Origin of the sequence: Pseudoxanthomonas broegbernensis, from assembly GCF_014202435.1 — a bacterium.
GTDB classification, from domain to species: Bacteria; Pseudomonadota; Gammaproteobacteria; order Xanthomonadales; family Xanthomonadaceae; genus Pseudoxanthomonas; species Pseudoxanthomonas broegbernensis.
Genome location: NZ_JACHGU010000001.1, coordinates 77,176 through 98,121, shown reverse-complemented (window position 1 = coordinate 98,121; position 20,946 = coordinate 77,176). Strand labels below are relative to the sequence as shown.

Here is a 20,946-nt window from a genome sequence, read left to right as displayed (position 1 = left end):
CGGATCCGGCGTTTCGAGGCGGCCGTTCAAAGCACCCCGCGGCGCATCTGGTCGCGCTCGATGCTCTCGAACAGCGCCTGGAAGTTGCCCTCGCCGAAGCCTTCGTTGCCCTTGCGCTGGATGATCTCGAAGAAGATCGGCCCGACCGCGTTCTGGGTGAATATCTGCAGCAGCTTGCGGGTGCCCGTCTCCGGGTCGGCGTCGATCAGGATGCGGTTGCGGCGCAACCGCGCCACGTCCTCGCCGTGGTCGGGGATGCGCTGGTCGATCACGTCGAAGTAGGTGTCCGGCGTGTCCAGGAACTCCACCCCGGCCGCGCGCATCTTCTCCACCGTGTCGTGGATGTCCTCGGTGAAGCAGGCGATGTGCTGGATGCCCTCGCCGCGGTAGGCGTCCAGGTACTCGTTGATCTGCGACTTGGGATCGGTCGATTCGTTGAGCGGGATGCGGACCATGCCGTCCGGCGCGGTCATCGCCTTGGACAGCAGCCCGGTCTTGGCGCCCTTGATGTCGAAATAGCGGATCTCGCGGAAATTGAACAGCCGCTCGTAGTAGTCCGCCCACTTGGCCATGTTGCCCGGGTAGAGGTTGTGGGTGAGGTGGTCGATGAAGGTCAGGCCGAAGCCCTTGGGCATGCGCTCGGCGCCCGCCAGGTATTCGTAGTCCGGGTCGTGGATGGTGCCCGCCTCGTCGTAGCGGTCGACGATGTAGAGCATGCAGCCGCCGATGCCCTTGATCACCGGCGCGGCCACCGCCTTGCCCAGTTGCTCGCGCTCGCCGAACGGCTCGGCGCCGTTGCGCAGCGCCTGGGTGCGCACCCAGTCGGCCAGCTTCTTGACCCGGATGGCGAAGCCGCAGGCGCTGGGGCCGTGCTGCGCGGCGAAGGCGGCGGCGAAGGAGTCCGGGTCCTCGTTGACGAGGAAGGTGCAGTCGCCCTGGCGGTAGGTGCTGATCGGCCGGCTGCGGTGCCGGGCGATGCGGACGAAGCCCAGCCTGCGGAAATAGTCGTGCAGCGCGGCACCCTGCCCGGCCGGCGCGGCGAATTCGACGAACTCGAAGCCGTCGATGCCCATGGGGTTCTCGAGCCGCCCTGCGGCCGCGCCGCCGGGAGAGGGCGAACTGGACGAAAGCACTTGCGGTTGCACGCTCATGATGGCTTCCTGAGCATCCCCGACGGGGATCGGGGCCTGGTAAGGTCCCTTTATAGTTACGTGTGCAACCACATGCAAGGTATCCCGCAGCAATGACCGTTTCTTCCGACCCTGAAGTCTCCGGCAGCCGCCACGCCGACGCCTCCGCCGGCCATGCGCAACTGGAGCTGGAACACTTCCTTCCCTACCGCCTGAGCGTGCTGTCCAACCGCGTCAGTCAGACCATCGCCGACATCTACCAGAAGCGCTTCGGCCTGGCGATCACCGAATGGCGGGTGATGGCCGTGCTCGGCCGCTTCTCCGACCTGTCGGCCAACGAGGTGGCCGAGCGCACCGCGATGGACAAGGTGGCCGTCAGCCGTGCGGTGGCCCGCCTGCTGGAGCGCAGCCTGATCAAGCGCGAGATCCACAGCGACGACCGCCGCCGCTCGGTGCTGGCGCTGTCGGAAGTGGGCTATTCGGTCTACGACGAGATCGCGCCGATGGCGCTGGCCTGCGAGCAGCGCCTGGTGGCCACGCTGGACGAACAGGAACGGGCCGTGCTCGACCGGCTGCTGCGCAAGCTCGCCGGGCCGGGCCTGGCGGCGCTGCGCGACGGCGTCTGAGCGACGCGGCGCCCGGGAAGGGCGAAACGCACGCCGGCGCCGTCGGGGCGCCCGTGCCGGGGAGCAAGGGAAAGAACCGGAAGGCTTCGTTCCGGCGCATCGGCGCCGGGGATGGCCGCTGCCCGCCGCATGGACACGACAGCGCCCTTGGGCGCGATGCGTTGCCCACGATGGCCGTCGCACATTGGCCGCACCCGGCAGCGGTGCGGGGGAGGCATCGCGCCCAAGGGCGCTCCTGCGGGCTTGCGCGACGGATACGACGGCGGGCGGCGGTGAGGCAGCGGATGCGGCCGACGCAGGCCATCGGACGCTCAGGGCGCCGGCGGGGCCCAGCGTTCGAGGAACCCACGCACCTGGCGTTGCCACGGCCGGTCATCGCGCATCAGGTCCTGGCCCGGCTGCGCGTGCAGCACCTGGCCGTCGGCATCGAGTACCAGCAGGTACGGCGCCGGCGCGTCCGTGCCTCCCGGATAGCCCGCCAGCAGCCCCGCGTTGCCCGGTGCGCTGCGGTCCACCTTGACCCACACGAAGCCGGCGTCGCGCAGGTGGCGCAGCGGCGCCTGGCCCTCGATCAGTGCGTCCAGCGCGGCGCACTGCGTACAGGAGGCGTCGCCCAGTTCCAGCACGATGCGCCGGCGGCCGCGCTTGGCCTCCACCTTGGCCGTCTCCAGGTCGGCCGCCGCGTCGCGCGCCGGATCGAACGCGGCGCCCAGCGCGGCGATGGCGGCCACGTCGGCCGCCGCGCGGGTGTTGCCCGAGGCCACCGGCTCGTTCGCGTCGGCCACCGCCGGCTTCTGCGGCGAGGTGTCCACCGGCAGCGGCGGCCCGGACACGGCCGGCGGTTCCTCGCCGGCACAGGCCGCCAGCAGCAGGGCCAGCGCGATGCCGGCGACCACGCGTCCGCTTCCGCCGCCGGTTACCGTCATCCTCACTTCACCCCGTGCATCAGCTTGTTGACCAGCGGCGCCAGCAGGAACAGCAGCACGCCCGAGCCCAGCAGCGCCCAGAAGCCGAACGTGTAGCCGGCGTGCGCGGACTGCACGGTCATGCCGCCCTCGCCGCTGACGCGGGAGGCGAAGATGCCCGACAGGTTGTTGCCGATGGCGATGGACAGGAACCAGCCGCCCATCGCCAGCCCGGCCAGCCGCGACGGCGCCAGCTTGGTGGTCATCGACAGGCCGATCGGCGACAGGCACAGCTCGCCCACCGACTGGATGACGTAGACCATGAACAGCGTCCAGAACGGGACCTTCAGGGTCTGCGGGTCGACCAGGCTGGACAGGGCGAACATCAGCAGCAGGAAGGCCAGGCCGTTGAAGATCAAACCCAGGCCGAACTTGCGCGGGATCGACGGGTTGGCCGAGCCCATCTTCACCCACAGCCAGGCCAGCACCGGCGCCAGGGTGATGATGGCCACCGAGTTGACCGACTGGAACCAGCCCACCGGGAAGATCCAGCCGCCGAACTGGCGGTCGACGATGTTCTGGGCCAGGAAGTTGAACGAACTGCCGGCCTGCTCGAAGAACATCCAGAACAGCACGTTGAAGCCGAAGATGATCAGCATCGCGATGACCATGTCGCGCTGCACCGCGCCCTCGCGCATGCCTTCCACCAGCAGCAGGATCGCCGGCGCCACGAACAGCGCGATCAGGATCCAGTTGAGCATGCCGGCATCGATGGTCAACAGCAGATACACCGCCGGGATCGCCGCCAGCACGCCGGCCACCACCGCCAGCAGCCGGCCCGTGCCCGCGGTGGCGCCCCGGGCCGCGCCGATGCCCTTGAGCTGGGCGCGGCCGAACCAGAACCACACCAGGCTCAGCAGCATGCCGATGCCGGCGGCGATGAACACCACCTTGTAGGCCGGCATGCCATCGCTGCCGAAGACCTTCTCGGCCAGCACGCCGGTGAGGATCGGGGCGAAGAACGCGCCGATGTTGATGCCCATGTAGAAGATGGTGAAGCCCGAATCGCGGCGCGGATCGCCGCTGGCGTAGACCTTGCCCACCAGGGTGGAGATGATCGGCTTGAACAGGCCGTTGCCGACGATCACCGTGGCCAGGCCCAGCTTGAGCAGCGCATCGCTGGGCACGGTGATCATGAACAGGCCCGCGGCCATGAACACGGCCCCGAGCAGGATCGCGCGCTGGTAGCCGATCAGCTTGTCGGCCACGTAGCCGCCGAAGATGGCGGCCGCGTACACCAGCGCCAGGTAGGCGCCGTAGAGTTCGCTGGCCGGCGCCTCGCCGGAGGCGTCGCCGGCGTGGAACTGGGCCACGATGTACAGCACCAGCGCCCAGCGCATGCCGTAGAAGGCGAACCGCTCCCACAGCTCGGTCATGAACAGCATCCACAGCGGGCGCGGATGGCCCATGACCTGGGCGAACTCGGGTGGCTGGCCGCGGGCGGCGGCGCTGGGCTCGACGGTGTCGGCGCTCATGGGAATCCTTGGATGCGAATGGGATTGGAGGGCCTGCGGCCCTTCGGAGTGGGCCGAGAATCACCGACGACCCCGCCGGGCGTCAATGCGAACACCGCCGCCGAAGCCGGTTTCCGACCCGGTTTCCGGCATTCGGAGCCATGCCGCCGACTGGAGTCGGCTCCTGCAACGGCGTGGCAGCGGCGGCGGCGGCGGCCGGCGGCCTACGCCGCGCCGATGCTGGTGCGCACCTCGAACAGCTCCGGGAAGAAGGTCAGCTCCAGCGCCTTCTTCAGGAAGTCCACGCCGCTGGACCCGCCGGTGCCGCGCTTGAAGCCGATGATCCGCATCACCGTGCGCATGTGGCGGAAGCGCCAGGTCTGGAACTGGGTCTCCAGGTCGACCAGGTCCTCGCACAGCGAGTATTCGCGCCAGTAGCGGTCGGTGTCCTGGTAGATGTGTTCGAACACCGGCAACAGCGCCGGGTCGGACACGTGCGCGGCGGTCCAGTCGTGGCCCTCGCCCAGGTAGCGCTGCGGGATCGGGTGGCCGAAGCGGGCCAGGTAGCGCAGGAATTCCTCGTACAGGCTCGGCGCCTCCAGCTCCAGGCGCAGCGCCGCCTGACCGTCCGGGTCGTGGGCGAACACCTTCACCATGGCCGGGTTCTTGTTGCCCAGCAGGAACTCCACCGCGCGGTACTGCAGCGACTGGAAGCCCGACGACGGCCCCAGCAGGTGGCGGAAGCCCATGTACTCGGAAGGGGTGAGCGTCTCCAGCACCGACCATTGCTCGGTCAACTGGCGCAGCACCTGCTTGCTGCGCGCCATCACCTTGCGGCACTGCCAGACCTGGTCGCCCTTGAGGAAGGCGCGCGCGGCCTGCAGCTCGTGCATCAGCAGCTTCAGCCACAGCTCCGAGGTCTGGTGCTGGATGATGAACAGCATCTCGTCGTGGTGCGGCGGCTGCGACAGGGGCTGCTGCGCCGACAGCAGCCGGTCCAGGTGCAGATAGCCGGCGTAGGTCATCCGGCCCTGCAGGTCGGTGTGGATGCCCGGTTCGAGCGGGCGCTGGTTCTGGTCGAGGGTCATCGGCGTGGGGGCGGGCGCGGCGGCGCGAAACGGCAAGGTTAACGCAGCGTGGTCACGGCCAAGGCCCATCGCCGTTATCATCGGTGCCATGGTTGGACCGCGCGCCACACGCAAGTACATGGATTGAAAGCGTTGTTGCGCTGCACGGCAGGATTTGCGGCGCCGGTCCGTACCATATGCAACCTTCCCGCAGGCACTCCCGCGCTGGTGACGCACGCGATGACCCTCGCCGCAAGCTTCCAGATCGAATACCTGCAGTACCTCGGCGCCGACGGCCGGCCGGTGCGCGAGCTGCCCGTGGCATTGCGCGACCCGGCCGCGCTGGTGCCGGCGTTCAGGCGCATGCTGTTCGCCCGCGCCTTCGACGCCAAGGCGGTGGCCCTGCAGCGCACCGGCAAGCTGGGCACCTACCCGCCCTGCCTGGGCCATGAGGCCACCCACATCGGCATCGGCGCGGCGATGCGCGCGGGCGACGTGTTCGCGCCCAGCTACCGCGAGGTGGGCACCATGTTCGAGCGCGGCGTGCGCCCGCGCGACGTGCTGCTGTACTGGGGCGGCGACGAGCGCGGCAGCGACTACCCGCGCGACAGCGACGCGGCCATCGACTTCCCCATCTGCGTGCCCATCGCCACCCAGTGCCTGCACGCGGCCGGCGCGGCGCTGGCGTTCAAGCTGCGCGGGCAGCCGCACGTGGCGGTGGCCGCCTGCGGCGACGGCGGCAGTTCCAAGAGCGACTTCTACGCCGCGCTCAACTCCGCCGGCGCCTACGACCTGCCGCTGGTGCTGGCGGTGATCAACAACGGCTGGGCCATCTCGGTGCCGCGCGAGGCGCAGACCGGCGCCCAGACCCTGGCGCAGAAGGGCATCGCCGGCGGCCTGCACTGCCTGCAGGTGGACGGCAACGACCTGGTGGCCGTGCTGGAGTCCATGCGCCTGGCCATCGAGCGCGCGCGCGCCGGGCGCGGCGGCACGGTGATCGAGTTCATGACCTACCGCCTGTCCGACCACACCACCGCCGACGATGCGCGCCGCTACCGCGACGACGCACAGGTCAAGGCCGCCTGGGAGCGCGAGCCGATCGCGCGCCTGCGCGCGTGGCTGACCACGCAGGGCGCCTGGAGCGCGGAGGAGGAAGCGGCATGGAAGGCCGAGTGCGAACGCCTGATCGGGATCGAGGTCGACGCCTACCTGGCCACCCCGTCGCAACCGGTGGAGGCCATGTTCGACCATCTCTACGCCGACCCGCCGCCGGACGTGCTGGCCCAGCGCGCGGCGGCCATCGCCCTGGAGGCCGGCCATGGATGAACCGCGCCACGGCGATGCGCTGCATCCCGCGCCCGCCGACGCCGGCGAGGCCCAGCCCGTCCCGTCCGGCGGCCACGGAGAAAAGCCGATGACCGACACCCCCATCACCCTGATCGAGGCCGTGACCCAGGCCCTGGCCTGGGAACTGGCGCACGACCCGGCGGTGCTGGTGCTGGGCGAGGACGTGGGCGTGAATGGCGGCGTGTTCCGCGCCACCGCCGGACTGCAGCGGCGCTTCGGCGCGCAGCGCGTGCTCGACACGCCGCTGGACGAGACCGCCATCGCCGGCCTGAGCGTGGGCCTGGCCGCGCAGGGCATGAAGCCGGTGGCCGAGGCCCAGTTCGACGGCTTCGTCTACCCGATGATCGACCAGGTGGTCAGCCACGCCGCGCGCCTGCGCAACCGCACCCGCGGCCGCCTGCACTGCCCGATGGTGCTGCGCGTGCCCTGGGGCGGCGGCATCCGCGCGCCGGAACACCACAGCGAGGCCAACGAGGCCATGTTCACCAACGTGCCCGGCCTGCGCGTGGTGATGCCATCCTCGCCGCAGCGCGCCTACGGCCTGCTGCTGGCCGCCATCCGCGACCCGGACCCGGTGGTGTACTACGAACCCAAGCGCATCTACCGCCAGTACAAGGAACACGTGCCCGACGACGGCCAGGCGCTGCCGCTGGACGTGTGCTTCGTGCTGCGCGACGGCAGCGACGTGACCCTGGTGGCCTGGGGCGCGCAGGTGAAGGAGGCGCTGGAGGCGGCCGACGCGCTGGCCCGGGAAGGCGTGAGCGCCGAGGTGATAGACGTGGCCACCCTGCGCCCGCTGGATTTCGACACCATCGCCGAATCGGTGGCGCGCACCGGCCGCTGCGTGATCGTGCAGGAGGCCCCGCGCAGCGCCGGCTTCGGCGCGGAGGTCGCCGCGCGCCTGGCCGAGCGCTCCATGTTCGACCTGCTGGCCCCGGTGGAGCGGGTCACCGGCTACGACACCCACGTGCCGCTGTTCCGGCTGGAGATGAAGTACCTGCCCAGCGTGGCGCGGATCGTCGCCGCGGCGCGGCGGACGCTGGAACACGGCTGACGGCGCGCGGCCCACGCCCTTTCCCCGCCCGCGCGCGCCCGGATCACCGAAGAGGAACCAGATGAGCGAGCACACCCCCTTCCACCTGCCCGACCTGGGCGAGGGCCTGCCGGACGCGACCATCGTGGAGTGGTACGTGAAGGAAGGCGACAGCATCGGCCTGGACGAGCCGCTGGTCTCGATGGAGACCGCCAAGGCCGTGGTCGAGGTACCCTCGCCGGTGTCCGGCACCGTAGTGAAGCTGGGCGGCGAGGCCGGCGCGGTGATCGCCACCGGCGCGGTGCTGGCGGTGTTCGCGCCCGACCCCGCCAGGCCCCAGCGTGCCGAAGGCCAGGACACCGGCCACCATCATGGCGGCGCGGCGGAGGCGCCCGCCGGCGCGGCCGGGCGCGACGACGCCGGCACGGTGGTCGGCGCGATGCAGTCCTCCGACGCGGTGCGCAGCGAACAGGCGGTGGCCGTGGGCGGGGTGAAGGCCATGCCCGCCGTGCGCGCGCTGGCGAGGAAGCTGGGCGTGGATCTTTCGCGCGTGCGCGCAAGCGGCCCGGACGGCACCGCGACCCTGGCGGACGTGCAGCGGGCCGCGGCCGACGGAAGCGCGGCGGCGGCGGCATCTCCCTCCGCATCCGCGCCCCTCCCCGCACCGCAGCAGATGCGCGAGGCGGCGCGGCGCACCGCGCTGTCCGCGTCCGGGCGCCCGATGCGCACCCGCCCGCCGGGTTCGGCCGATGCGAGCGGCCAGCCCGAGCAGCTCAAGGGCGTGCGCCGCAACATGGCCCGGGTCATGGCCGATGCGCACGCGCAGGTGGTGCCGACCACGCTGGTGGACGATGCCGACCTGCACGCCTGGATCGGCAAGCAGGACATCACCGTGCGCCTGGTCCGCGCGATCGCCGCCGCCGCGCGCGCGGTACCCGCGCTCAACGCCTGGTTCGACGGCCAGGCGCTGACGGTGACCCACCACCCGCAGGTGGACCTGGGCATCGCGGTGGATACCGACGACGGCCTGTTCGTGCCCGTGCTGCGCAACGCCGACATGCTCGACGCGCACGGCATCCGCGCCGGCATCGACCGCCTGCGCGCCCAGGTCCTGGACCGCAGCATCCCGGCCAGCGAGCTGGGCGGCTACACCCTCTCGCTGTCCAACTTCGGCATGTTCGCCGGCCGCTACGCCAGCCCGGTGGTGGTGCCGCCGTGCGTGGCCATCGTCGGCGCCGGGCGCCTGGGCCACGACGTGGTCGCGGTGATGGGCGGCATCGAGGTGCACCGCCGGCTGCCGATCTCGCTGACCTTCGACCACCGCGCCGCCACCGGCGGCGAGGCCGCACGCTTCCTGCGCGCACTGCTGGACGACCTGGAGCTGCCGGCCTAGGGGCCGGCCCGGCGACGGAGCGAAGGCTGCAGGAAGGCATGCAGGAGCCGGACACAGCCGGCGACCGCCATGCCTACGGACGCCGGGCGCGGTCCAGCCAGATCTCCAGCCCCTGCGCATTGAGCTGGATGTCCACCTCCAGCAGCCGCAGCACGCCGGCATCGTCCAGCGGGCAGCCATGCGCCTGCGCGCGCTCCAGGTAGTAGCCCGACAGCGCCGCCACCAGCGCGCGGTGCCGGTCCGCGCCGCCGTCGCAGGCCTGGGCCAGCGAGACCATGGCGTCGATCTGCTCGTGCAGCTCGGCCGCCAGCCGCGCCACGCCGGCGACGCGGCCGTAGTGGGTCAGGTACATGGCCTGCGGCGATTCGGCCAGCATCCGCTGGATCGAGGCCTGCATCGCTTCGGGCTCGAACTGCACCGGCGAGGACGTGGGCAGGATGAAGGCGCCGCGCGCGCCGTCCATCTCGCGGTAGGACAGGCCGAAGGCGTCGCCGGTGAACCAGGCGGCGCTGCGCGCGTCCCACACGCACAGGTGGTCGCGGGCATGGCCGGGCGTATCGATGCAGCGCAGCGCGCGCCCGGCCAGGTCGACCACGTGACCGTCGCCGGCCACCACCACGCGCTCGGCCGGCACCGGCAGCACCTGGCCGTAGTGGCGCGCGAACTCCTCCGCGCCGTAGACCGCGGTGGCGCCGGCCACCAGCCGCGAGGGGTCGATCATGTGCGGTGCCGCACGCGGGTGGGCGACCAGCCGCGCCGCCGGCAGGTGCCGCATCAATGCGCCGGCGCCGCCAGCGTGGTCCAGGTGGGCGTGGGTGAGGATCAGCCAGTCCACGTCCCGCGCGGCCAGCCCGGCCGCCTCCAGCGCGGCCAGCATCGCCGCGACGCTGTGCCGGGTGCCGCAGTCCACGAACGCCGCGCGGCCGTCCTCGACGACCAGGTAGGCCGCATCGAAGCGCGGGCGCACATGTCCGGTATCGATGGTGTGGATGCCGTGGGCGTGCGCGGCGTCGCTCGCGCGAGAGGGCCGGTGCACGGCGACACCCGGCGGATGGCGGCCTTCCATGTGTCCTGGGCGTGCGGGGGAGGGACTGCATGCCATCGTAGTCCCGCCGCCGCGATGCGGCGACACGGCTTTGGTCGTAGCCGCCGCGAGGAACGCCCGTTCAGGCCTTCTCGGCCGCCGGGTAGAGCTCGGCGTTCTCCCGCTGCAGGCGCTCGAACAGCGCCTTGAGCACGGTGTTGGCGCCGTGCCGGAAGCCCTCCGGATCGGCGGCCAGCCGCGCCGGCACGCGCCACTGCTTGACGAAGCCGGCAAACGCCTCGGCCAGTCCTTGCATCTCCGCCTTGTAGCGCTCGCTCATCCTGGCCAGGTCCGGATCGCCGGAGCGGGCCAGCGCCGGATACAGCACCTGGTCCTCGGCGGCGAGGTGGAACTTGATGTGGCTGGCGGTGCTGACGATCAATTCGCCGATTTCCTCGGCATTCTCGCGTACGCCTCCCCGTGCCAGCGCCCGCAGCGACTCGATCTGCCCGAGGATGCGCACGTGGTCCCGATGGTACCTCTGGATATCCATTGCTTCCTTCCTGCCTGCTCTCCGGCCCATGCCGGGTCGCGCCGGTTATCGGCGTGGGAAACGGGTTCTTGAAGGCGGGGAACGGGAGCGTTCAGGGTTGGAGCCGGGACCGGGTGCGGCGATCGGCACGACCGCCGCACCCCCTGCCTCACCTGTTCGCGGCCTGCTCCGCCGCCTGGCCGATCAGCGCCGCCACCTGCTGCGGCTGCGAGGTCATCACCACGTGCGAGGCGCCCGGGATCACCACCGTGCCGCGCGAGCCGGCGCGGTCGGCCATGGACTGCAGCGCCGCGGCCGGGATGTTGCGGTCGGCATCGCCGTAGACGAACCAGGACGGGACCTCCTTCCAGCGCGGCTGCCCGCTCGCCTCGACCAGCGCGGCCTTCGCCACCGGGCGCTGGGTGGCCGCCATCACCGCCGCCTGCGCCTGCGGCACGTCGGCGGCGAACTGCTGCCAGAACGCATCCTGGCGGATGTACAGGTCCTCGCCGCCACCGGCGCGCTGCACCGGTTCGGCCAGCGTGCCCGGCAGGGTGCTGCCGGGGAAGCGGCCGGTCAGTTCCAGCACGCTCTCACCCTGGTCCGGCGCGAACGCGGCCACGTACACCAGCGCCTTGATCTTGGAGTTGGCGCGGGCGTTGGAGATCACCGCACCGCCGTAGGAATGGCCGACCAGCACCACCGGGCCGGGCGCCTGCTCGACCAGGCCGTCGATCGACTCCGCATCGCCGGCCACGCTGCGCAGCGGGTTGGCGGCGGCCACTACGCGGTAACCCTGCGCGGCCAGGCGCGGGACCACGCCGTCCCAACTGGCGGACTCGGCGAAGGCGCCGTGCACCAGGATGACCGTGGTCCGGGAGGAGTCCGGCGCATCGGCGGCCGCGGCGTTGGGGCCGAAGGCAGCGGCGGCGATGGCGGAGGCCAGGGCGAGGAACTTGAACGACTGCATGACGATCTCCTTTTCTCGTGGGGGGCTGGCCGCTGGGCCAGTGGAGAAAAGAATGCGGCATCACCCAGGACCAATGGCGATGAAAAGTCCTGACTACTTGACCATGAGTATGGATTGACTGAAGAACCCACCCACCCCTGCCTCGCAGGTCGCCCGGCCGTGCAATGAGGCCCCGCGACGGCGGCGTGGAACGACGGCCCTGGAAGGTGCCGGCGGGCGCCGGCCGCCGCGCCTCAATCCACGCGCGGGTAGGTCGTCTCGCCCGCGGCGATGCGCAGGTCCAGCCGGTTCTCCGGCGGCGCGGTGGGGCACACCACGTGGCCGTTGAGCGCGCAGGGCGGGTTCTGCGCCTTGTTGAAGTCCAGCACCACCGTGCCGTCCCGCGCCGGCTCCGTATACAGGAAGCGGGCGCCGCCGTAGGTCTCCCTGCCGCTGGTACGGTCGGCGACGATGAAGAACAGGTCGTCGCCCTCCTTCTCCTGCACCGGCAGGAGCGTGTGGCGCCGCCCGTCGCGCTCGAACTCCACCCGGCCTGGCACCCGCGCCTGTTCCAGCGTGCCGTTGGTGGTGACCAGCTCCAGCGTGCGCGGCGCGTCGAAGGCCTGCCAGCGCGCCTCGATCCGCCAGGAGGGGTCGACCGGGAAATGCGGTACGCCCGCGAACGCCTTCAGCGCCGGCGCCTCGGGGTCGCGGAAACGCCAGCCGTGCACCTGCCCGGTCTTCACCACGTAGAAGCGCTGGTTACCGGCATGGATGCCGGTCGGGCCGCCTTCGTCCAGTTGGGTCAGCAACGGCCCGCCGGCGAACGGCTTGCCATCCACGCTCAGCCCGGCCCGCGGGGCGGCCTGGAAGGCCAGCGCGCCCTGCGCCCCGAGCCGCAGCACGCCCCAGTGCGCCGGCCCGCCGGGCACGACGATGGCGTTGTCGTCGGCGCTGCCCACCGTGTGCGCCCCCGGCATGACCTGGCCCGACCCGGCGAAGCTGAGCCAGCCGTCGGGATCGCGCAGTTTCCGCTCGCGCTCGGCGCGCCATCGCTCGATCGAGGCGCGATAGGCGCCATCGTCCTCGCCGTGCGTCGCGGCGGCGACCGGGCCGGCGGACGCTCCGGCCGGCGGTGGCGGCGAGGGCGAGCACGCCGCAAGCGCGAACGCGGCGACCAGGGACATCGGGATCGCGGACTTCATGGGCGGGCCATCCACAGGAACAGGCCCCCACGATAACCGCTGCGGCCGGCGCGCCGCCTTCATGCATGCGCGTGCCCACCCGGCGGCCGTGCGGCGGCCGCCGGATGCCGTTGCTACGCGCCTATTTCCGGCAACGCAGCAATTCGGCGTTGCTGTTGAATTGGATCTTCCTCGGCTGCTCGGACAGCGCCTGCCCGGCCAGGGCACCGGCCAGGACGGCCGCGGCGGTGATGCCGTTCCTGCATTCCGGTTCGCGGTAATGGAGGGAATAGCTTTCCTCGAACACGGTCACCCATCCGCCCTTGCCGTCGAGGCGATGGAACTGGATCACCGTATCGACGCGCTTGCCCGTCTCCGTCGTGCTCCGCGTGCCGACCGGCACGGCGACCCCGCCGAAGTCCCCGCACTCGACCGAATTGCCGGCGCTGCGGCAGGACACTCCGGGCTGGCGCATCTGGAAGACCTGCTCGCGGCCCTCGACCTCCTCGTCGGCCGCGGCGACCGTGACCACGGCCAGGTATCCGGTGGCCGGCACCCGGCCGTCCTCGCTGCGCGCCACGTCGGCGAACAGCGCACGCAGACCCTCGGTGTAGGCCTTGGCCACTTCGTCGTCCACGTCCGGGGTGTCTTCGCCCATGACCACCACCCGCACCGGCATCGACTCCCGCGCCGCCGCCAGGCGGGCGACCTCACCCTCCCCGCTCGTGGCGCGCTCGTATTCCACGGCGATGGTGCCGCGGCTGAAGGCGAACTCCTGCAGCGGCGTCTGTCCCCACGCGGGCATCGCCGACATCAGTACGGCCATGCCCAGAATCGTTCCCCACCTCATGCACCACCTCCCCCGAGAATTGAAATGCGGCGGCAGGATATCAATGCTTCGGCGGCTGGACAAAGCCGCTCCGGGCGCGGGCGCGCATGCGCGCGCCGGAAGGCTCGACCTCGCCCACTCCATTCCCGCCGGTACGCAAGCGCCGCGGCGCGTCCCACCTCGACCGCACCGCCCGGCCATCGCCTCCGATGGCCCGAACCGAAGCGCTCTCACTCGAATACCAGGTGATCCTCGAGTTCCGGACCGCCGCCACGGTCGCCACTGCCTGCCACCATGTGCAGGGCGGGGCCGATCATGGTCGCCTGGGTGCCGTGGCGGCCCCTCGGCAGCGGAGCCAGCGTCGTCCACCGCGCCGTGGCCGGATCGTAGGCTTCCACTTCGCTGTGGCCGGGCACCTGGCGCACGCTCTCGCCGCCCAGCACCACCAGCTTGCCGTCCATCGCCACCGTGCCGGCCCCGGCGCGCTGGGTGGGCAGCGGCGCTTCCAGCGTCTGCCACTGCCCGGAGGCGATGTCGTACACGTCCACCTGCGCGATCGTCATGGACAACGTGTCGCCGGTGTCGTGCGAGGTCTTGCGCCCGCCGGCCGCATAGATCCGCCCGTCGATCACCGCCGCATGGAAATGGTCGCGCGCATGCGGCGCATCGGCCAGTTCGCGCCACTGCCCGGTCCATGGGTCGAGCACGTCCAGCCACGGCACGTACCCGCTCATGTGCCCGCGGGTATTGCCGCCGACCAGATAGATGCGGCCATCGTGCACCGCCACGCCCGCGGCGCCACGGCGACGATGCGCCGGAACCTCGGGGCCCTCGCTCCACCGGTCGGTGGCCGGATCGTAGACCAGCACATGGGTCAGCGGCCGTTCCTCCGGAAAGCCGCCGGTGAAGGCGCCGACGACGTAGAGCCTGCCGTCGTGCGCGACGGCCTGCATGTGATGGATCTCGCGCGGCGGGCGGGCGCCCCGGCTCCAGGCCCCGGTCGCCGGATCGAAGATGTCCAGGGGGCGCTCATCCCGCCCGCCCAGCAGGTACAGGCGGCCGCCCACCGCGACCAGGCCGTTCTCGTGGCGCGCCGTCGGCGTTCCATGAGCGGCCGGCGTGGACCATGCAGGCGCCGGATCGGCTGCGGCGGCGGGCGCCGGATCGATGGATTCGGCCATGGCGGGGAACAGCGCCAGCATCAAGGCGCCGGCAAGCGCAACGCCGGGGACGCGGTGGCGGCGGGCGACGCGGGACATATCCATGCGGGGCATATCTGTGGGATTCCTAGTTCCTGGCACGAAAACCGAGGGCCCGCGCCATGGCGAAGACCGCCGCCGGGGCCAGGCCGAGTACCGGCGAGACGGGCGCGGGCGACAGGGCCGCGAGCGGGAATCGCGGACCGGGCACCGCACGGCATGTTACCCGAGGCCCGGGCGACGACGCCCCGGCGCCGGGATTCCCCGGTGGCCGGCAACGCGGCCCGCGCCTCAGGCCGACCGGCCCAGGACCCAGCACAGGAACAGCGCCGCGGGACCGGTACACGCGACGAGGGTCCATGCGGCGAGATGGCGTCGCGGGCGGGCCCTGCGCAGCCGCCAGAACGCGATGCCGCCGGCGAGAACCGGAACCGGATAACCGAACAGCGCCGCCAGGAAAGCCGGCGCCATGGGATTCCCCTCGATGCCCGGCGCATCGAGGAGGAACAGCGCGAGGAAGGCAGGCGCCGGCCAGAGCAGCAGGCTGGCGCCGAGCGCGACATGGAGGGCGAGGAGGAACTTGGACATGGACTGTGTGGCGGTCCCGCCGCGGAGGCGGCCAGGCGACCGGCACGCCCTCAGCCGGCGGACGGATCGGGGCGAGGCGCAGGGGCCGTCCTCCACAGCCACCGCAGCATGTCCGGCAGCAGCGAGCCGCCGTGGCCGTCGGAGTGGCCGCCGTCGCCCCAGGCATGCGTCACCTCGTAGCGCGGGCCGGGAAGACCGTTCCTGTCGGCATTGGCATTGGCCCATTCCAGCGCCGAGAGCATCTGCTGGTTGGCGAGGAACCAGTTGCCGTGCTCGTTGTCCAGGTCGTTGGAGCCGTCCTGCAGGAAGATGCGGATCGGGCGGATCGGACTCTTGCGGATCAGGCCCGGGTACAGGTCACCGCCGGGCACCATGGGCTTGCCCTCCTGCGCGGGCCTGTAGCCGATCGAGGTATAGCTGCCGATCATGCTGATGACCTTGCCGAACGCGTCGGGACGATGCCATGCGACGGTGAACGCGCAGATGGCGCCGCTGCTGGTGCCGCCGATCGCACGCTGCCCGGGATCGTCGGTGAGCCGGTACCGCGCACCGACGAGCGGCAGCATCTCGTCGATGAGCATGCGCGCATAGGTATCGTCGAGGGCGTCGTATTCCTCTGCGCGGTGATCCGGGTTGCCCATGCCCAGGTCGTCCGGGTAGCGCTCGGAACGGTTGCCCGGGGTGACGAACAGGCCGAGGGTGACGGGGATGTCGCCGCGATGGATGAGGTTGTCCAGGACGTTCTGCACGCGCAGCGGCCCCTGTGGATTGGTGGCGCGCTGGCCGTCCTGGAACACCAGCAGGCTTGCCGGCTTGCTGCCGTCGTACTGCACCGGCACGTAGATCCAGTACCGGCGCACGGTGCCGGCGAGGATGCGGCTGTGGAACTCGAACGGCCCCTCCAGCCGGCCGTGCGGCACGCCGGGGTGGCTCAGCGAATCGGCGGTGAGCGGATAGTCGCCCGGCCGCCGGGCGTCCGGTTCGGCGGCATTGGCGGCCATGCACAGGGCCATGGCCATCAGCGAGGCCAGCACACGGGCAAGCGGAGGGACGCGGGCATTTCCTGCCATGTCTTGGTTTTCCTGCGCGGACACCGGGGGCGGGGTAGCGCTTGTCGTTGCCGGGGAAAGCCGGCCCGCCCCGCCGGCGTGATCTTCAGTCGCAGTAATAGGTTGCCACATCGAAGCGGATCGCCTGGATCCTGCCGCCCTCGATCGTCCCTTTCGCGCCCGCCGAGTAGAGGCAGGGAATCAGGTCGAACTCCACCGAGAACGTCCCCGCCCCTGGCGGCACGCGGGATGTCCCGAGGCGCTCGCGCACGAACAGCAGCAGTTCCTCCACGTCGCTGCCCGGAGGAAAGCGCGCCGCCAGCGCGGCCGCAGTCGCCTCGCGATGCGGAACGCCATCCTTGTACAGGATCGCGTAGGACACCCGCCCGGGCGACGGTCCCGGCTGCCGCGCCTCGGTCGCGTGTCCGGCCAGGCCGATGCACGGCAGCACGATCGCCATCAGGCCCATCGCCGGACCCCGCCGACACATCGAGCGGACGCTTCGCGTCATCCGGTTCCCCGATATCCACAATGCCAAGGCTCGTTCCAACGCCCTGCCGCACCGGCGCGGTTCCGATCGCGGGGGCCACGCCTCGCGCCGCGCCCGCGCCGCGGAGGCCGTCACCCAGGCAGGCGGCAGGAACTCCTGCCCGCCTTTACCCGCACTTCGAATAACCGCAATTCAAGCACGTCGCGCACCCGTCCATGATCACCAGCGCCTGGGTGCTGCACTTGTGGCACATGGTGGCGCTGGGCGGGAAGCGGGTGCCGTCGCCGGTCACGGCGACGTCCTCCTCGCGGGCGGCGGCGGCCGGGGCCGCGCTCACCTCACTGTTTTTTTTCGAGCGGCTCTCGAACTGCCTGCGCTTCTCGGCGATCAGCGCCTTCTGGTGCTCGCTCATCTCCGGGTCGTGGATCATGCCGATCGACTTCAGGTGCTCCTCCACGATCGCGCCGATCTCGGCCACCAGCGAGGGCATGTACACGCCGCCAGCCTTGAAGTAGCCGCCACGCGGGTCGAACACGGCCTTCATCTCCTCCACCAGGAAGGTCACGTCGCCGCCCTTGCGGAACACGGCCGACATGATCCGGGTGAGGGCGACGATCCACTGGAAGTGATCCATCGACTTGGAGTTGATGAACACCTCGAACGGGCGGCGCAGCTCGTGCTCGGTGCCGGCATTGAGGACGATGTCGTTGATGGTCACGTACATGGCGTGCTCGACCATCGGCGACTTGATCTTGTAGGTGCTGCCGATCAGGACTTCCGGGCGCTCGATGCGCTCGTGCATGTGGATGACGTTGTCCTTGGCCTCGGCCTGAACGCCGGCGCGGTCGACCGGGGCGGCCGGCACCGGGGCGGCGGCCTCGCGCGCCTTGTCCTCGGAGGTGACGACGGCGTAGCCCTTTATCTTCTGGTCGATCTTGACGGCCATGGCGGCGGTTTCCTTATCGTGTCTCGGGTCTTTGCGTGGAGCGGCGCGGACGCCGCGGCACCCCTCCCCGCCCGGTGTTCGCCGGAAGGGGGAGGGGTGTCGGTGCGGGATTACTTCCTCGCCTTCTTGGCGACCGCCTTCCTGGCCGGAGCCTTCTTCACGGCCTTGGCGGCCTTCTTCGGCGCGGCTTTCTTCACCGCCTTCTTCGCGGCGGCCTTCCTGGCCGGCGCCTGGCCGGCCGCCTTCCGGGGCGCGGCCTTCCTTGCGGACGGCTTCTTCGCCACTGGCTTCTTCGCGGCCTTCTTGGTCGCCGTCTTCTTGACAGCCGTCTTCTTCGTGGCGGCCTTCTTGGCGACCGCCTTCTTCGCCGGGGCCTTCTTGCCCAGCTTCCTGCGCAGGGCGGCGGCCTCGGCGGCGGCGCTGTCCTTGGCGGCGGTCAGCTTCTTCTTCGCCTTGGACACGGCCTTCTTCACCACCTTCTTCGCCTTGCCCACGTCGGTCTTCACCGCTTTCCTGGCGGCGGCGACCTTGCGGGTGGCGGCCTTCTTCACCGTGGCCGCGCGCTTGGATGCGGCCTTGCGGGCCTTGGTCACCGCCTCGCCGGCGCTGGCCACGGCCTCGCTGGCGGTGGCGGCGATGCTGCTGCCCACCTCGCTGACGGTTTCCTTCACGGTTTCGGCGGCCTCGGACAGAGTCGCCGTCACACCATTGCCATTGCTCATGGGGCCCTCCTGGGGGGCGCTACTCTTGCCTGTATGTGGTGCGGGACACTCGCTACGTCTTTCCGGGCGCCGTACCGCGGTGGAACCGGCCACGGCGGGCGCCCGGAACAGCGCGCGCCGCGGCCTTCGAATCGGCGGGGCCCCTGGGCCTTCACCGGGACCGCGACAGGCCGGCGGCACCGGCTTCCCGCCCGGGCCCCGCGCCGCGCCTCCCCATGGCCTCCCGCGGGCCTCGCTCAGAACTTGCCGTAATACCCTTCCTTCAGCGCATCGAACAGGTTGGCGGCGGTGTGGGTCTCGCCGTCGTACTCGATCTCCTCGTTGCCCTTGACCTCCACCACCGAGCCGTCTTCCAGCTCGAACCGGTAGGTGGTGTTCTCCAGGTCCTTCTCCTTGACCAGCACGCCCTGGAAGGCGGCCGGGTTGAAGCGGAACGTGGTGCAGCCCTTCAGGCCCTGCTCGTAGGCGTAGCGGTAAATGTCCTTGAAATCCTCGTACGGGTAGTCCGTGGGCACGTTGGCGGTCTTGGAGATGGAGCTGTCCACCCACTTCTGCGCGGCGGCCTGGACGTCGACGTGCTCCTTGGGATGGATGTCGTCGGCGGAGATGAAGTAGTCCGGCAGTTGCGCATCGGCGGTCTCGGCGAAGGGCATGGCCTTCGGGTTGACCAGGTGGCGGTAGGCCAGCAGCTCCAAGCTGTAGACGTCCACCTTCTCCTTGCTCTTCTTGCCCTCGCGGATCACGTTGCGGCTGTAGTGGTGGGCGAAGGACGGCTCGATGCCGTTGGAGGCGTTGTTGGCCAGCGACAGGGAGATGGTGCCGGTGGGCGCGATGGAGCTGTGGTGGGTGAAACGCGCGCCGGTCTCGGCCAGTTCCTCCACCAGCTCGGGCGCTACCGAGGCGATGCGCTGCATGTAGCGGCTGTAGCGGGCGTGCAGCACCTTGCCCTCGATCTCCTGGCCCACGCGCCAGCCATCCTTCGCCATCTCCGGGCGCTGGCGCAGCATCTGCGCGGTCACGGCGAAGCGTTCCTCCATGATCGGCGCCGGGCCCTTCTCGCGGGCCAGCGACAGGCCCACTTCCCAGCCGGCCACGGCCATGTCACGGGCGATGCGGTCGGTGAACTCCAGGCTCGGCGCCGAGCCGTACTTCATCCTCAGCATGGTCAGGGTGCTGCCCAGGCCGAGGAAGCCCATGCCGTGGCGGCGCTTGCGCATGATCTCGTCGCGCTGCTGCTGCAGGGGAAGGCCGTTCACTTCCACGACGTTGTCGAGCATGCGGGTGAACACCCGCACCACTTCCTTGTATTCCTCCCAGTCGAAGCGCGCCTTGTCGGTGAACGCGTCGCGCACGAAGGTGGTCAGGTTGACCGAGCCCAGCAGGCAGGCGCCATAGGGCGGCAAGGGCTGCTCGCCGCAGGGGTTGGTGGCGCGGATGTTCTCGCACCACCAGTTGTTGTTCATCTCGTTGACCTTGTCGATCAGGATGAAGCCCGGCTCGGCGTAGTCGTAGGTGGAGACCATGATCATGTCCCACAGGTGGCGGGCGCGGATGTGCCCGTACACCTTGCAGGCCACCAGGCCGTCGTCGCGCACGATGTAGTTGTCGTGGGTGGGCCAGTCGCGCCAGACCACCTTGGCCGCGTCGGCGATGTCGATGTCACCCTCTTCCTTGCGGTTGATCGGGAACACCAGCGGCCAGTCGGCGTCGTCGGCCACCGCCTGCATGAAGCCGTCGGTGATCAGCAGCGAGAGGTTGAACTGGCGCAGGCGCCCGTCCTCGCGCTTGGCCCGGATGAAGTCCTTCACGTCCGGGTGCGACACGTCGAACGTGCCCATCTGCGCGCCGCGGCGGCCGCCGGCCGACGACACGGTGAAGCACATCTTGTCGTAGATATCCATGAAGGACATCGGCCCGGAGGTGTAGGCGCCGGCGCCGGCCACGAACGCGCCGCGCGGGCGCAGCGTGGAGAACTCGTAGCCGATGCCGCAGCCGGCCTTCAGGGTCAGCCCGGCCTCGTGGACCTTCTCCAGGATGCCGTCCATCGAATCGGTGATGGTGCCCGAGACGGTGCAGTTGATCGTGCTGGTGGCCGGCTTGTGTTCCAGCGCGCCGGCATTGGAGGTGATGCGGCCGGCCGGGATCGCGCCGCGGCGCAGCGCCCACAGGAAGCGCTCGTACCAGTAGCCGCGCTTGTCGTCGGTCCGCTCGGCGTCGGCCAGGGCGCGGGCCACCCGCTGGTAGGTGCCGTCGATGTCCGCGTCCAGGGGCACGCCGGCCTTGGTCTTCAGGCGGTACTTCTTGTCCCAGATGTCCTGGGACGCGGGCTGCAGGGGGATCTCCCCGCTGGCTTTGGTGTTGTCCTGGACCACTTCGAGGCGCACCGTGCTCATGCTGATGGGTTCTCCTTCCGCATCTG

Annotated in this window: 20 protein-coding genes; 4 read left to right on the top strand and 16 right to left on the bottom strand. The window is 70.7% G+C overall.

Features of this window, described 5'->3' with window-relative positions; genetic code table 11:
- Positions 1 to 26 precede the first annotated feature (26 nt).
- On the bottom strand, positions 27 to 1,151 hold the full coding sequence (gene hppD, locus HNR76_RS00410; RefSeq protein ID WP_162310803.1) for a 4-hydroxyphenylpyruvate dioxygenase: 1,125 nt from the start codon (positions 1,149 to 1,151) through the stop codon (positions 27 to 29).
- A gap of 92 nt (positions 1,152 to 1,243) precedes the next feature.
- Between hppD and HNR76_RS00405 the strand changes: the two genes are divergently transcribed.
- The gene (locus HNR76_RS00405) at positions 1,244 to 1,756 is read left to right on the top strand and encodes a MarR family winged helix-turn-helix transcriptional regulator (protein ID WP_162310804.1); all 513 of its coding nucleotides are present in this window, start codon (positions 1,244 to 1,246) and stop codon (positions 1,754 to 1,756) included.
- Positions 1,757 to 2,067: 311 nt separating this feature from the next.
- Here the strand turns inward: HNR76_RS00405 and HNR76_RS00400 are convergent, their stop codons facing one another.
- The 3 genes from HNR76_RS00400 to HNR76_RS00390 all read right to left on the bottom strand — a co-directional run bounded on the left by HNR76_RS00400 (position 2,068) and on the right by HNR76_RS00390 (position 5,263).
- Positions 2,068 to 2,682 carry a thioredoxin domain-containing protein gene (locus tag HNR76_RS00400; protein WP_162310805.1) on the bottom strand — a complete coding sequence of 205 codons (615 nt, stop codon included), beginning with the start codon at positions 2,680 to 2,682 and terminating at the stop codon, positions 2,068 to 2,070.
- A 2-nt stretch (positions 2,683 to 2,684) separates the two neighbouring features.
- Positions 2,685 to 4,196 (bottom strand): peptide MFS transporter, encoded by a 1,512-nt coding sequence (locus HNR76_RS00395; protein ID WP_162310806.1) that lies wholly within the window; start codon positions 4,194 to 4,196, stop codon positions 2,685 to 2,687.
- A gap of 203 nt (positions 4,197 to 4,399) precedes the next feature.
- The gene (locus HNR76_RS00390; protein ID WP_162310868.1) at positions 4,400 to 5,263 is read right to left on the bottom strand and encodes a tryptophan 2,3-dioxygenase; all 864 of its coding nucleotides are present in this window, start codon (positions 5,261 to 5,263) and stop codon (positions 4,400 to 4,402) included.
- Positions 5,264 to 5,482: 219 nt separating this feature from the next.
- Between HNR76_RS00390 and pdhA the strand changes: the two genes are divergently transcribed.
- The 3 genes from pdhA (at position 5,483) to HNR76_RS00375 (ending at position 9,015) form a co-directional block, all read left to right on the top strand.
- The gene (gene pdhA, locus HNR76_RS00385) at positions 5,483 to 6,568 is read left to right on the top strand and encodes a pyruvate dehydrogenase (acetyl-transferring) E1 component subunit alpha (protein ID WP_162310807.1); all 1,086 of its coding nucleotides are present in this window, start codon (positions 5,483 to 5,485) and stop codon (positions 6,566 to 6,568) included.
- Positions 6,561 to 7,643, top strand: coding sequence for an alpha-ketoacid dehydrogenase subunit beta (locus tag HNR76_RS00380; protein WP_425501779.1), 1,083 nt, complete (start codon positions 6,561 to 6,563; stop codon positions 7,641 to 7,643). The genes pdhA and HNR76_RS00380 overlap by 8 nt, the downstream gene beginning before the upstream one ends.
- Positions 7,644 to 7,704: 61 nt before the next feature.
- A complete protein-coding gene (locus HNR76_RS00375) occupies positions 7,705 to 9,015 on the top strand; it encodes a dihydrolipoamide acetyltransferase family protein (RefSeq protein WP_162310808.1) in 1,311 nt (436 codons plus the stop codon).
- 73 nt (positions 9,016 to 9,088) lie between these two features.
- On the opposite strand, the gene HNR76_RS00370 is transcribed toward HNR76_RS00375, so the two are convergent.
- The 12 genes from HNR76_RS00370 to HNR76_RS00315 form a co-directional block, all read right to left on the bottom strand.
- Positions 9,089 to 10,051: an MBL fold metallo-hydrolase gene (locus tag HNR76_RS00370; RefSeq protein ID WP_249065640.1), complete on the bottom strand. Its 963-nt coding sequence runs from the start codon at positions 10,049 to 10,051 to the stop codon at positions 9,089 to 9,091.
- 130 nt (positions 10,052 to 10,181) lie between these two features.
- Positions 10,182 to 10,592 carry a hemerythrin domain-containing protein gene (locus HNR76_RS00365; RefSeq protein ID WP_162310810.1) on the bottom strand — a complete coding sequence of 137 codons (411 nt, stop codon included), beginning with the start codon at positions 10,590 to 10,592 and terminating at the stop codon, positions 10,182 to 10,184.
- A gap of 148 nt (positions 10,593 to 10,740) precedes the next feature.
- Positions 10,741 to 11,541, bottom strand: coding sequence for an alpha/beta fold hydrolase (locus tag HNR76_RS00360; RefSeq protein ID WP_162310811.1), 801 nt, complete (start codon positions 11,539 to 11,541; stop codon positions 10,741 to 10,743).
- Positions 11,542 to 11,774: 233 nt separating this feature from the next.
- A complete protein-coding gene (locus HNR76_RS00355) occupies positions 11,775 to 12,725 on the bottom strand; it encodes a DUF1684 domain-containing protein (protein WP_162310812.1) in 951 nt (316 codons plus the stop codon).
- Between the two features lie 121 nt (positions 12,726 to 12,846).
- Complete coding sequence (locus tag HNR76_RS00350; protein ID WP_162310813.1) at positions 12,847 to 13,530, bottom strand: hypothetical protein; 684 nt, start codon at positions 13,528 to 13,530, stop codon at positions 12,847 to 12,849.
- 233 nt (positions 13,531 to 13,763) lie between these two features.
- Positions 13,764 to 14,735 carry a Kelch repeat-containing protein gene (locus HNR76_RS00345; RefSeq protein WP_162310870.1) on the bottom strand — a complete coding sequence of 324 codons (972 nt, stop codon included), beginning with the start codon at positions 14,733 to 14,735 and terminating at the stop codon, positions 13,764 to 13,766.
- A gap of 288 nt (positions 14,736 to 15,023) precedes the next feature.
- Complete coding sequence (locus HNR76_RS00340) at positions 15,024 to 15,320, bottom strand: hypothetical protein (RefSeq protein ID WP_162310814.1); 297 nt, start codon at positions 15,318 to 15,320, stop codon at positions 15,024 to 15,026.
- A gap of 50 nt (positions 15,321 to 15,370) precedes the next feature.
- Positions 15,371 to 16,390 (bottom strand): alpha/beta hydrolase, encoded by a 1,020-nt coding sequence (locus tag HNR76_RS00335; protein ID WP_246428948.1) that lies wholly within the window; start codon positions 16,388 to 16,390, stop codon positions 15,371 to 15,373.
- Positions 16,391 to 16,475: 85 nt separating this feature from the next.
- The gene (locus HNR76_RS00330) at positions 16,476 to 16,829 is read right to left on the bottom strand and encodes a hypothetical protein (protein ID WP_162310815.1); all 354 of its coding nucleotides are present in this window, start codon (positions 16,827 to 16,829) and stop codon (positions 16,476 to 16,478) included.
- Between the two features lie 196 nt (positions 16,830 to 17,025).
- A complete protein-coding gene (locus tag HNR76_RS00325) occupies positions 17,026 to 17,805 on the bottom strand; it encodes a TSCPD domain-containing protein (RefSeq protein WP_162310816.1) in 780 nt (259 codons plus the stop codon).
- Between the two features lie 110 nt (positions 17,806 to 17,915).
- Positions 17,916 to 18,527 carry a hypothetical protein gene (locus HNR76_RS00320; RefSeq protein ID WP_162310817.1) on the bottom strand — a complete coding sequence of 204 codons (612 nt, stop codon included), beginning with the start codon at positions 18,525 to 18,527 and terminating at the stop codon, positions 17,916 to 17,918.
- Positions 18,528 to 18,763: 236 nt separating this feature from the next.
- Positions 18,764 to 20,920 carry an adenosylcobalamin-dependent ribonucleoside-diphosphate reductase gene (locus tag HNR76_RS00315; protein ID WP_162310818.1) on the bottom strand — a complete coding sequence of 719 codons (2,157 nt, stop codon included), beginning with the start codon at positions 20,918 to 20,920 and terminating at the stop codon, positions 18,764 to 18,766.
- Positions 20,921 to 20,946: the final 26 nt, after the last annotated feature.

Excerpts from the sequence above, each read along its gene's own strand:
- hppD (WP_162310803.1), bottom strand. The coding sequence starts at position 1,151 with ATGAGCGTGCAACCGCAAGTGCTTTCGTCCAGTTCGCCCTCTCCCGGC.
- HNR76_RS00405 (WP_162310804.1), top strand. The coding sequence starts at position 1,244 with ATGACCGTTTCTTCCGACCCTGAAGTCTCCGGCAGCCGCCACGCCGAC.
- HNR76_RS00400 (WP_162310805.1), bottom strand. The coding sequence starts at position 2,682 with ATGACGGTAACCGGCGGCGGAAGCGGACGCGTGGTCGCCGGCATCGCG.
- HNR76_RS00395 (WP_162310806.1), bottom strand. The coding sequence starts at position 4,196 with ATGAGCGCCGACACCGTCGAGCCCAGCGCCGCCGCCCGCGGCCAGCCA.
- HNR76_RS00390 (WP_162310868.1), bottom strand. The coding sequence starts at position 5,263 with ATGACCCTCGACCAGAACCAGCGCCCGCTCGAACCGGGCATCCACACC.
- pdhA (WP_162310807.1), top strand. The coding sequence starts at position 5,483 with ATGACCCTCGCCGCAAGCTTCCAGATCGAATACCTGCAGTACCTCGGC.
- HNR76_RS00380 (WP_425501779.1), top strand. The coding sequence starts at position 6,561 with ATGGATGAACCGCGCCACGGCGATGCGCTGCATCCCGCGCCCGCCGAC.
- HNR76_RS00375 (WP_162310808.1), top strand. The coding sequence starts at position 7,705 with ATGAGCGAGCACACCCCCTTCCACCTGCCCGACCTGGGCGAGGGCCTG.
- HNR76_RS00365 (WP_162310810.1), bottom strand. The coding sequence starts at position 10,592 with ATGGATATCCAGAGGTACCATCGGGACCACGTGCGCATCCTCGGGCAG.
- HNR76_RS00360 (WP_162310811.1), bottom strand. The coding sequence starts at position 11,541 with ATGCAGTCGTTCAAGTTCCTCGCCCTGGCCTCCGCCATCGCCGCCGCT.
- HNR76_RS00355 (WP_162310812.1), bottom strand. The coding sequence starts at position 12,725 with ATGAAGTCCGCGATCCCGATGTCCCTGGTCGCCGCGTTCGCGCTTGCG.
- HNR76_RS00350 (WP_162310813.1), bottom strand. The coding sequence starts at position 13,530 with ATGGCCGTACTGATGTCGGCGATGCCCGCGTGGGGACAGACGCCGCTG.
- HNR76_RS00345 (WP_162310870.1), bottom strand. The coding sequence starts at position 14,735 with ATGCTGGCGCTGTTCCCCGCCATGGCCGAATCCATCGATCCGGCGCCC.
- HNR76_RS00340 (WP_162310814.1), bottom strand. The coding sequence starts at position 15,320 with ATGTCCAAGTTCCTCCTCGCCCTCCATGTCGCGCTCGGCGCCAGCCTG.
- HNR76_RS00335 (WP_246428948.1), bottom strand. The coding sequence starts at position 16,390 with ATGGCAGGAAATGCCCGCGTCCCTCCGCTTGCCCGTGTGCTGGCCTCG.
- HNR76_RS00330 (WP_162310815.1), bottom strand. The coding sequence starts at position 16,829 with ATGGCGATCGTGCTGCCGTGCATCGGCCTGGCCGGACACGCGACCGAG.
- HNR76_RS00325 (WP_162310816.1), bottom strand. The coding sequence starts at position 17,805 with ATGGCCGTCAAGATCGACCAGAAGATAAAGGGCTACGCCGTCGTCACC.
- HNR76_RS00320 (WP_162310817.1), bottom strand. The coding sequence starts at position 18,527 with ATGAGCAATGGCAATGGTGTGACGGCGACTCTGTCCGAGGCCGCCGAA.
- HNR76_RS00315 (WP_162310818.1), bottom strand. The coding sequence starts at position 20,920 with ATGAGCACGGTGCGCCTCGAAGTGGTCCAGGACAACACCAAAGCCAGC.